Here is a 10,635-nt window from a genome sequence, read left to right as displayed (position 1 = left end):
AAGGAAAGCCTTTTATTATCAATAAAAAATCATAATTAATGTTTAGCCTGATTTAATACTAAATCAGGCTAAAATTTATTATATTTATAAAATATTAACTAATAATTATTTTATATTTATTTTTAGTATATTTACTCTATTTTAAATCCCAACCAATTTAGTATATTTAATTTAAAAAGTATTATCTTAAATTCAAACAAAGTTATTTTTAGGCATTATTTAAACAAGATAGCGATACAGTTAACATTTTATCCAGTTAATTTTAAACCACATCTATAGACTCGAATGGTTATGTAGTCATCAGCTTTCAATAAAAGTGGCTAAAAAAAGGGAGCTGATTTCTTATTTCCATGAAAAAGAATTATTCATCTGTATACTGTATATGGTTTTATTTTTCTTCAAACCTTATGAATCAAAACACTGAATTACGCAAAATGATCAGAAAGCAAAGACGATCATTAACACCACTTCAACAAAGAAACATTGAGCAGCAGTGCTTAAAACAGTTTTTAAAGCATTCACAATTACAATACGCAAAAAAAGTGGGGGTTTATCTAGATGCTTTTGGTGAAGTCCGCACACGACTTGTTATTGAATTTTGTTTTCAACACGGTAAACAAGTTTATTTGCCTATAATTTGTAATATGAATAAAACTTTGCGCTGGGTTAAAATTTCAAAACATCAATTTCGTAATCAGTTATTCTCTCGTCATCCATTAGGCATGCTTGAACCGATTGCAAACAGAGGCTTACACATTTCTACTTTAGACCTCGTTATCATGCCTTTGCTCGCTTGCGATAATAGAGGCACACGAATGGGCATGGGCGGTGGTTTTTATGATCGTACTCTCGCCTCCGCTTTACATCGACCATATCGGCTCGGTTTAGCACATGATTTTCAGAAGCTAGATGTAGAACTAAAGCGTAATCCATGGGATCAAGCTTTAGATGGTTTAATTACGCCTTCAAAAAGCTATCGCTTTAAGCGTCAAATCAGTCAATAAAAGGCAGCAGGTTTATTTATTAATCATATATTTGCGTTTTTTTAGTTTTTTTATTGGGCAAAGCCCTTGTAATTTTATAAATACACATCACTATAAAAAACATGGCAACACCGTTGTCACTCATTAGGAGTGCCCATGTCTGAGATTATTATGAATCAAGAAAACTTAGAGCCACAGGTTCCAAGTGTATTACCGCTTTTAGCGCTGCGTGATGTGGTGGTTTATCCACATATGCAAATTGCGTTATTCGTGGGTCGTGAAAAATCGATTAATGCAGTTGATGTGGCTCGTAACAGTGACAATTTAGTATTTGTAGTTGCGCAAAAAGATTCGCTTACAGAAGAAATTGATCACGACAATTTATATCAATATGGTACTGTCGCTAAGATTGTACAAGTTGTGAATCATGAGAATGACGAAAACTGTATAAAAGTATTAATTGAAGGCTTACACCGTTCTAAGCTCGTAGAAATCATCGACAATGATGAATACCTTTCAGCTGAACATGCATTAAGCCCAATGACTGTATCTGTAGACCAAGATACACAAGCAACACGTGTTGAAGAATTACGTGCCTTATTTTCACAATACGCAGAAGCAAAATTACGTAATGCACGTGAATTGATCGCTGCTGCGAGTAAGATTGATGATTTATTGCAATTACTCTTCTTCGTTGCCACTCGTGTACCTTTGAATATAGATGTTAAACAAAAATTCTTAGAACACGATGAGTTTGAAGCACATTTACAAGAACTCATGACTTATTTGCTACAACAATCTGAAGAACAACAGATTGAGCAAACTTTGCATGATTCTGTAAAACGCCAAATGGAAAAGAATCAACGCGAATACTTCCTCAATGAAAAGATGAAAGTGATTCAGCGTGAACTTTCCGACATGAATGGCGGTGCGGAAGATGATGTTGCTGAAATTGAAAAGCGTTTAGCAGAAGCTGATTTACCTGAACACGTGCGTAAAAAAGCAGAAGCTGAATTCCGTAAACTCAAAGCAATGCAACCTGCTTCAAGTGAAGCGGCTGTAGTTCGTAACTATTTAGAGGTGATTTTAGATACACCTTGGAATAAAGCGAGCAAAGTCAGCATTAACTTGGCAAAAGCACAAGAAATTTTAGATGCTGACCATTATGGTTTGGACGAAGTCAAAGAACGTATTGTTGAATACCTTGCTGTTCAGTCTCGCGTGAAAAAACTTCGTGGTCCGATTCTGTGTCTGGTTGGTCCTCCTGGTGTAGGTAAAACTTCACTCGGTGAATCCATTGCCAAAGCAACAGGTCGTGAATTTGTCCGTATGGCACTGGGTGGTGTCCGTGATGAAGCGGAAATCCGTGGTCACCGTCGTACCTATATCGGTGCGATGCCTGGTAAGATCGTGCAATCTTTGACAAAAGTCGGTGTGAAGAATCCACTATTCTTACTCGACGAAATTGACAAAATGGCACAAGACTATCGTGGCGATCCAGCTTCTGCGTTGCTTGAAGTACTTGATCCATCGCAGAACAACAAGTTCAATGATCATTACTTAGATCTTGATCTTGACTTGTCAGAAGTGATGTTTATCTGTACTGCAAACAGCATGAATATTCCTGAAGCATTGCTTGATCGTATGGAAGTGATTCGTCTGCCTGGTTATACCGAAGACGAAAAAGTCAATATTGCAGACCGTTACCTTGTTCCGAAAGCAATCAAGAACAATGGTTTACGTGCTAAAGAATTAACTGTGCATGAAGAAGCAATTCGTGACATCGTGCGTCGTTATACGCGTGAAGCAGGCGTACGTAGTCTTGAACGTGAAGTGTCTAAAATTGCACGTAAAGTCGTTAAAGAGTCTGTTAGTAAGAAAGCCAAAAACTTACATATTGATGTGACTGCTGAGAACTTGCCTGATTATTTAGGTGTTCATAAGTTTGACTACGGTATGGCAGAAGAAGAAGCGCAAGTGGGTCGTGTTAATGGCCTGGCTTGGACATCTGTTGGTGGCGAGTTATTGACGATTGAAGTTGCTGCTGTTCCTGGTAAAGGTAAATTTATTACCACAGGTTCACTTGGTGACGTGATGAAAGAGTCGATTACTGCTGCAATGACGGTTGTTCGTACCCGTGCAGATGAATTGGGTATCGAAGCATCACGTTTTGAAGAAACTGATGTACATGTGCATTTACCTGAAGGTGCAACTCCAAAAGATGGTCCATCGGCTGGTTTAGCACTGACTTTAGCCCTTGTTTCTGCGTTCACTAAAATTGCAATTCGTCCTGATATTGCAATGACAGGTGAAACAAGTCTAAGTGGTCGAGCAATGCGTATTGGTGGCTTGAAAGAGAAACTTTTAGCAGCACATCGTGGTGGCGTTAAACTGGTGTTTATCCCACAAGAAAACGTCCGTGACTTGACTGAAATTCCTCAAAATGTCAAAGATGGTTTGGAAATTAAAGCAGTGAAAAGTATCGATGAGATTCTTCCACTTGCACTAATCGAACAACCTAAACCTTTGGTTAAAGCACCGATTGTAAAAGCAGTAGATGAAGGCAAAAAAGCTGCACGCCATTAATCTAAATCACTAAAAAAAAGAGAACGCTTCGGCGTTCTTTTTTTATTTAAATTAAACAAAACAAAAATCATTTACAAAATATCTATCTTTGTCGCTTAAGTTTGTCATAAGCTCATCATGATAAAGTTTAAAAATCATCCAAATCATAAAATCAAGATGAGGAACAACACAATGATAAATCCAGTCTGTTGGTTTGAGATTTATGTCAATGATTTACAAAGAGCTAGAATATTTTATGAAACGGTTTTGAATATTAAACTGACTGATTTTCATAATCCTGATTCTTCTCAAGACATACAAATGAAACATTTTCCTTTTGATATGCAACTTTATGGAGCAACTGGTGCGCTAGTCAAAATGGAAGGCGTTCTCGCTGGTGGTAACAGCACAATTGTCTATTTTAACAGTGATGATTGCGCAATTGAGCAAGCTCGAATAGAAAGCGCTGGCGGAAAAATTCACCAAACTAAAATGTCTATTGGAGAACATGGACATATTGTTTTAGCAATTGACACTGAGGGAAATATGTTTGGTATTCACTCAATGAAATAAGCCAAATCTTTCAAAATATGCAGCTTAACCCACAGACCACTTGAAAGTGCAAGATTAATCCTCATTTATAAATTATACAAACACCAAAGCTGTAGTTTGCAGTTAATGAACAATCAACTGAACTCCAGACAGATGATTGTTCGAACACAGTTCAACAATTATGGGCTGTGTTTTTTTATGCTTCCTTTTAAATCACAAATATCATGACAATCAATTTATTGCTTTACTCGCCATTGCTGATATTTTTCACTAATGACGGGCGCCATAAGATCATAATTCTCCCACGTATCATCAATAGCATAGGTATTTTCTAGACCTTTAGCATGTACGAGAGTTGCATCATAGTCTTTGAAATATTCATTGCTTTCATAGTAGGCTTGGGTAAAAGCAAAGCCCTCTTCATTTAAATCCTCTTCGCAAAACTTTTCATCACACATCTGAATTAAAAATTCACGCCCTGTCATTTTCCGTGCAAAAACTTGTGCGACCTCATCCTCACTTTCTTCTTGGTGAAACTCGCCTTCCAAATGATTATTAATGATCCACGCTAGATAAATTCCAATATGTGTTCCGCCATTTTCATAGGGAAAACCTGCTTGCTCTGCTGATTCAGCATGCCAATCGATACGATCTATCGCCATTTTTATTGTCCTATTTTTTATAAATCATTTTTAAAAAGTTGTCATATTTATCTTGAACAAAGTTGAACTAAAAATGAAGTCTTTTTATGTCAAAAAGCCCCGAAATAATTTCAGGGCTTAAAGAACATTACTAAAAATTTTGAATCAATCAACTTTGGAAATAACGTAGGTCTAAACGACCTTCATAAACCGTTGCAGTTGGACCTGTCATCCACACCACATCACCTTCTTTCCATTCAATTTGCAATTTACCGCCTGCAAGTTCAATCTCAACGTTATTCGCCAGTAAACCACGGCGCATACCTGAAACAGCTGCAGCACAAGCACCTGTACCACACGCCATCGTTTCACCTACACCACGCTCAAATACACGTAGGCGCGCATGCTTTTCATCAATGATTTGCATAAAGCCAGCATTAACACGCTGCGGGAAGCGTTCGTGTGATTCGACTTGTGGACCAATTTTGGCAACATCAGCAGTCAACACATCTGGAACTACAGTCACAGCATGCGGATTGCCCATATTCACCACATCGATAGTCAGTTGTTCATTATCCGCCAAAGCAATGTCATATAAGGCATCCGCTTCTTCAGCAATGAAAGGAATCTCTTTCGGTAAAAATTTAGGTTGTCCCATGTTGACACGAACCCAACCATTTTCACCCAATTCAGGCTCAACAATCCCTGCACAAGTTTGCACTTTAAAACGCTTTTTATTGGTCAATTGACGTTCATAAACAAAGCGAGCAAAGCAACGTACACCATTACCACACTGCTCTACTTCCGAACCATCTGCATTGAAAATACGATATTTAAAATCTACATTTGGAAAATCAGGTGGTTCAACAATTAAAAGTTGATCAAAACCGATACCAAAATGACGATCGGCTAAACGTCGAATAGTCATCGCATCAAAAAAAGCACGCTGACTGATCAGATCAACCACCATGAAGTCATTGCCTAGACCATGCATTTTGGTGAATTCTAATAACATCTAAAATGACTCCTTAAGGCAATAAACTTTCATTTTCCCAAAGTGATTCAATCGTTTCACGCTTACGGATTAAATGCGATTGAGCTCCATCGACCATCACTTCAGCAGCACGACCACGGCTGTTATAGTTTGAACTCATCACAAAACCATACGCGCCTGCACCTAATAGTGCAAGATTATCATTTTCTTTGATCGCAAGCTCACGCTCTTTACCAAGGAAGTCACCGGTTTCACAAATTGCACCCACGATGTCCCAAGTCTGTTTTTCAACATCTGTACGTGGATTTACTTCTTGAATATCCATCCACGCTTGATACAACGATGGACGAATCATGTCATTCATCGCAGCATCAATAATCGCAAAATTACGATGATTGGTTGGTTTCAGTAAATCAACTTTGGTCACTAATACGCCTGCATTGGCAGAAATACTACGACCTGGCTCCATATAAACTTTCAAACCTAGTTTTTCTAAAGCGGGACGCATAGATTCAGCGTATTCAACCACTGTTGGTGGTACTTCATCTTTATACGTCACACCTAAACCACCGCCGATGTCGATGTGTTTTAGATTGATACCGAGTTCTTTGAGTTTATCAATCATCGCGATGATGCGATCCAGTGCATCAACAAAAGGCTGTGTTTCAGTCAACTGTGAACCAATATGACAGTCAATTCCCACCACATCTAAGTTAGGTAAAGATGCAGCATATTGATAAGTTTCAAATACTGAATCTGATGGGATACCGAATTTATTTTCTTTCAAGCCTGTTGAAATATATGGATGAGTTTTAGCATCCACATCTGGATTTACACGCAAAGAAATCGGCGCTTTTTTACCAAGCTGTGCTGCCACTTTTTGGATGCGATCCAATTCTGCATAAGATTCTACGTTGAAGCAGGCAATCCCAACTTCTAAAGCTTTTTGAATATCCGCTTCTTGTTTGCCCAAGCCAGAAAATACAATTTTTGATGGCTCACCACCTGCAGCAAGTACACGTGCAAGCTCGCCACCTGTTACGATATCGAAACCTGAACCTAATTTTGCCAATACATTCAATACCGCAAGGTTAGAGTTTGACTTCACCGCAAAGCAAATTTGATGATCAATAAAGCTAAAAGCCTTATCCATATCTAAATAATGCTTTTCAAAAGTTGCTTTTGAATAAACATAAAGTGGTGTGCCATATTGCGTTGCAAGTTGATCTAGAGAACATTGCTCTGCATGCAATACCCCATTAATGCGGGAAAAACTCATGAATGTATCCTTTCATTGAAAGTGTAATTAGGTTTAGTTTGAATTCGCTTGTGAAGCTGATCCTGTTTGATCTGGTGAAGTAAGCTGATCTTTGACTTTTTTCTCAGTTTGCTTTTCACCCGATTGCGCAGTTTTGCTTTCATTTGAATAGAGCAAATACTTGGCACGTTTGTCATAGTCTGGGCTATTGGCTAACTGCAATTCACCTGACTGACCACATCCGATCAATCCCGTACTCGCTAAAACTAAAGTGATGCTACAAATTGCTAAACGCATTTGTTCACCTATTTCCAAAATTTTCGTCAGTATACCTTGAATCTAAAATATAGACCAAAGCAGAAAGGTTAAAGATTAAAATGAGAATAAAAAAAACGCCAGTAATTCACTGACGTTTTCTTATGAGAATCTCTGAATTGGTTAATTACTGTTTTTTCTTATAGAAACAGAAATAACCAATTGCAAGGATAATTAACCAGATCGGGCTGACCATCAATGATTTTGCAGTATCTGGCTCTAATGCTAAAACACCAATTGTACCAATGAAGAAGACGATCACGACATAACAGGTAATCGGTCCACCAGGCAATTTAAAGATTGATTTAGCATGAAGTTCTGGACGTGTTTTGTAGTAAACCAAATAGCTCCACAAAATAATGATCCAAACCAAAATAAATAGAATCGTTGAAAGTGTTGTTGCCAAAGTAAAGGCTTCAACTGTATTTGGCACAAAGTACTGTAATGCAGCACCACCGAGTAAACACACACCTGAAAAGTACAAGGCATTTGCAGGTACAGCACGCTTATTCAAAAGACCAAAAGCTTTTGGACCTTGCTCTTCACGAGAAAGACCAAACAACATACGGCTAGTAGAGAATACACCACTGTTCATCGAAGACATCACTGAAGAAAGCACTACCAAGTTCATAATGATCGCAGCAGCAGCAATACCCGCTTGACTGAATAAGTTTACAAATGGGCTGACTTTCGGATCAATTGTATCCCATGGTGTTACTGACATTACGATTACAAGTGCCAATACATAGAAGAAAATGATACGAATTGGAATCGAATTTACTGCTTTTGGTAAATTCTTTTCAGGGTCTTTAGTTTCAGCAGCCGTTGTACCCACCAATTCAACACCAACAAAGGCGAAAATTGCAATTTGGAAACCTGCCAAGAAGCCCTCAAATCCTTTCGGGAACATCCCACCATGATCCCAAAGATGAGTAAATGAAGCCACCTGACCAGTTGATGCTGAAGTAAATCCAGTAAAGATCATCCACAGACCAACTAAAATCAATACCACAATGGCAATAATTTTGATCAAGGCAAACCAAAACTCAAGTTCGCCGAACAGTTTTACTGTGACAAGGTTTAAGCCCATAATAAAGAAAATGGCTGCAACACTGATCATTGCCCCTTCAGTCGGTGTAAAGGGGATACCATTATTAAAGAACTGTAAGTAATAAATAATCGCGGATAAATCTGCAATACCAATAGTGATCCAACACAACCAATAGGTCCAACCCACAAAATAGCCCGCCCATGGGCCGATCAAATCAGTTGAAAAATCAATGAATGATTTATATTGCAAGTTTGATAGGAGTAATTCGCCCAGCGCGCGCATCACGAAGAACACCATCAAACCGATGATCATGTAAATAAATAAGATCGATGGTCCTGCAAGACTAATGGTCTTGCCTGAACCCATAAATAATCCTGTACCAATCGCACCACCAATCGCAATCAATTGTAGGTGTCGATTCGATAAGCTTCTCGCTAGTTCACCTGTTTCCGCAGAAGAACTGAGGTTTTCATTTGACATTGTTATATTCTTCTCTCAGATTTCGTTGTACAAAAGTAGCTTAAAACAAAAAAAATAAAAAAGCTTTTTTCAATGAATACTTAAAAATATCTAAGTTTATTCATCCTTTAGCTCAACAAATAGTCAACCGACTATCCTTTACCTTTCTTATTTTTACCGTTCCTTCGAATTGCAGTTTACGTGCCAAAAATGATTTTGGCGAGATGTTAGACAAAAAATTGTATTTCTAAGTCTCAATTGATACATTCAGCGCATCTTTAAAAATATCTATGCACTAAAAAATGGCAAAAGTAAAAACACTTTATCGTTGTGAACAATGTGGTACAGACCATTCCAAATGGGCAGGTCAATGTTCAGACTGTGGTGAATGGAACTCTTTGACTGAAGTTAAAATTGAACCTGTTGTCAGCCACCGTGCAAAACCTATGGGCGGTGGCTATGCAGGACAAGCTGCCAATGTCACTCTACTCAATCAAATCACAGTGTCGAATGAAACGCGACTTGGTACAGGGATTGGTGAATTTGACCGTGTCCTTGGTGGTGGTTTAGTGACAGGTTCAGTGGTTCTAATTGGTGGTGATCCTGGGATTGGTAAATCAACCATTCTGCTACAAACAGCAACCCATATGGCGGCTGCCAATAGTTCTGCGCTCTATGTCACTGGTGAAGAATCACTTTCTCAAGTCGCTTTACGTGCCAATCGTTTAGATTTACCTACTGATAAATTACAAGTCATGGCTGAAACATGTGTAGAGCGCATTTGTGAAACTTTAGCGCAACTTCGCCCTGCTGTTGCAATTCTCGATTCTATTCAAACTTTATATACCGAAACTTTACAATCTGCACCTGGTGGTGTTTCTCAAATCCGTGAATCTGCTGCATTGCTAACTCGTTTTGCCAAAAATAGTGGTACAGCTTTATTCATTGTCGGTCATGTCACCAAAGAAGGTTCGCTCGCAGGTCCACGTGTTTTAGAACACATGGTCGATTGTGTACTGTATTTCGAAGGTCAATCTGATTCACGTTATCGTATGATCCGTGCAGTTAAAAACCGTTTTGGTGCTGTGAATGAGCTCGGTGTCTTCGGTATGACCGATAAAGGGCTTAAAGAAGTTGCCAACCCCTCGGCAATATTTCTCAGTCGTTATGATGAAGCCATTCCTGGCTCTGTCGTCATGATCAGCCGTGAAGGCACTCGACCGCTTTTGGTTGAGGTTCAAGCCCTTGTGGATGATGCACATGGACAACCACGGCGTGTGGCACTCGGTTTAGAACAAAACCGTTTAAATATGCTCTTGGCAGTGATGCATCGTCATGGTGGCGTACAAACTTCTGGACAAGATGTTTATGTCAATGTCGTGGGTGGTTTAAAAATCACTGAAACAGGTTCAGATCTTGCTGTCTTGCTCGCTTGTGCGTCAAGCTTGCGTTCCAAAGCTTTACCACAACAACTGGCTGTTTTCGGAGAAGTTGGCTTATCTGGTGAGATACGCCCTGTGCCGAATGGTCAAGAGCGCTTAAAAGAAGCCATCAAACATGGATTTAAATACATCATTGTACCTCGTGGTAATGCACCACAAAAACCAATCGCAGATGTACAAATCATTGCTGTGGCACGCCTACACGAAGCGTTGACTGAAGCGATGCAACTCAGTGATGAAGTTGGATAAGGTTGAACACCTATCTTTAAATCACCAAATCTTAGATCGCGTTTACCTTTCACGATAAAACGTATTGTGTACCAGCAATACGTTGAGTTGCTTAGGCTATTTTAAAAATATTTTTTGTTCGAATAT

General features: G+C 38.8%; 9 protein-coding genes. 4 read left to right on the top strand and 5 right to left on the bottom strand.

Annotated elements, in window-relative coordinates; all coding sequences use genetic code 11:
- Window positions 1-407: 407 nt before the first annotated feature.
- From EXE09_RS18125 to EXE09_RS18115, 3 genes are all read left to right on the top strand, one after another.
- Window positions 408-1,004: a 5-formyltetrahydrofolate cyclo-ligase gene (locus EXE09_RS18125; protein WP_130118194.1), complete on the top strand. Its 597-nt coding sequence runs from the start codon at window positions 408-410 to the stop codon at window positions 1,002-1,004.
- A gap of 135 nt (window positions 1,005-1,139) precedes the next feature.
- Window positions 1,140-3,569: an endopeptidase La gene (lon, locus tag EXE09_RS18120; RefSeq protein ID WP_130118193.1), complete on the top strand. Its 2,430-nt coding sequence runs from the start codon at window positions 1,140-1,142 to the stop codon at window positions 3,567-3,569.
- Between the two features lie 171 nt (window positions 3,570-3,740).
- A complete protein-coding gene (locus EXE09_RS18115; protein WP_130118192.1) occupies window positions 3,741-4,121 on the top strand; it encodes a VOC family protein in 381 nt (126 codons plus the stop codon).
- A 215-nt stretch (window positions 4,122-4,336) separates the two neighbouring features.
- Here the strand turns inward: EXE09_RS18115 and EXE09_RS18110 are convergent, their stop codons facing one another.
- The 5 genes from EXE09_RS18110 to EXE09_RS18090 all read right to left on the bottom strand — a co-directional run bounded on the left by EXE09_RS18110 (window position 4,337) and on the right by EXE09_RS18090 (window position 8,839).
- Window positions 4,337-4,762: a hypothetical protein gene (locus tag EXE09_RS18110; RefSeq protein WP_130118191.1), complete on the bottom strand. Its 426-nt coding sequence runs from the start codon at window positions 4,760-4,762 to the stop codon at window positions 4,337-4,339.
- A 148-nt stretch (window positions 4,763-4,910) separates the two neighbouring features.
- Window positions 4,911-5,756 carry a diaminopimelate epimerase gene (dapF, locus tag EXE09_RS18105; RefSeq protein ID WP_130118190.1) on the bottom strand — a complete coding sequence of 282 codons (846 nt, stop codon included), beginning with the start codon at window positions 5,754-5,756 and terminating at the stop codon, window positions 4,911-4,913.
- A gap of 13 nt (window positions 5,757-5,769) precedes the next feature.
- Window positions 5,770-7,014: a diaminopimelate decarboxylase gene (gene lysA, locus EXE09_RS18100; protein ID WP_130118189.1), complete on the bottom strand. Its 1,245-nt coding sequence runs from the start codon at window positions 7,012-7,014 to the stop codon at window positions 5,770-5,772.
- 33 nt (window positions 7,015-7,047) lie between these two features.
- Window positions 7,048-7,290, bottom strand: coding sequence for a hypothetical protein (locus tag EXE09_RS18095; RefSeq protein ID WP_130118188.1), 243 nt, complete (start codon window positions 7,288-7,290; stop codon window positions 7,048-7,050).
- Window positions 7,291-7,435: 145 nt separating this feature from the next.
- Window positions 7,436-8,839 carry an amino acid permease gene (locus tag EXE09_RS18090; RefSeq protein ID WP_130118187.1) on the bottom strand — a complete coding sequence of 468 codons (1,404 nt, stop codon included), beginning with the start codon at window positions 8,837-8,839 and terminating at the stop codon, window positions 7,436-7,438.
- 281 nt (window positions 8,840-9,120) lie between these two features.
- Here EXE09_RS18090 and radA point away from each other — a divergent pair, with 281 nt between their 5' ends.
- A complete protein-coding gene (radA, locus tag EXE09_RS18085; RefSeq protein WP_130118186.1) occupies window positions 9,121-10,509 on the top strand; it encodes a DNA repair protein RadA in 1,389 nt (462 codons plus the stop codon).
- The last annotated feature ends 126 nt before the right edge of the window (window positions 10,510-10,635 follow it).

Origin of the sequence: Acinetobacter sp. WCHAc060025, assembly GCF_004209355.1 — a bacterium.
In the GTDB taxonomy this organism is placed as follows: Bacteria; Pseudomonadota; Gammaproteobacteria; order Pseudomonadales; family Moraxellaceae; genus Acinetobacter; species Acinetobacter wuhouensis.
The sequence above is the reverse complement of the archived record's forward strand: the minus strand, read 5'-3'. Positions and strand labels throughout refer to the sequence as shown.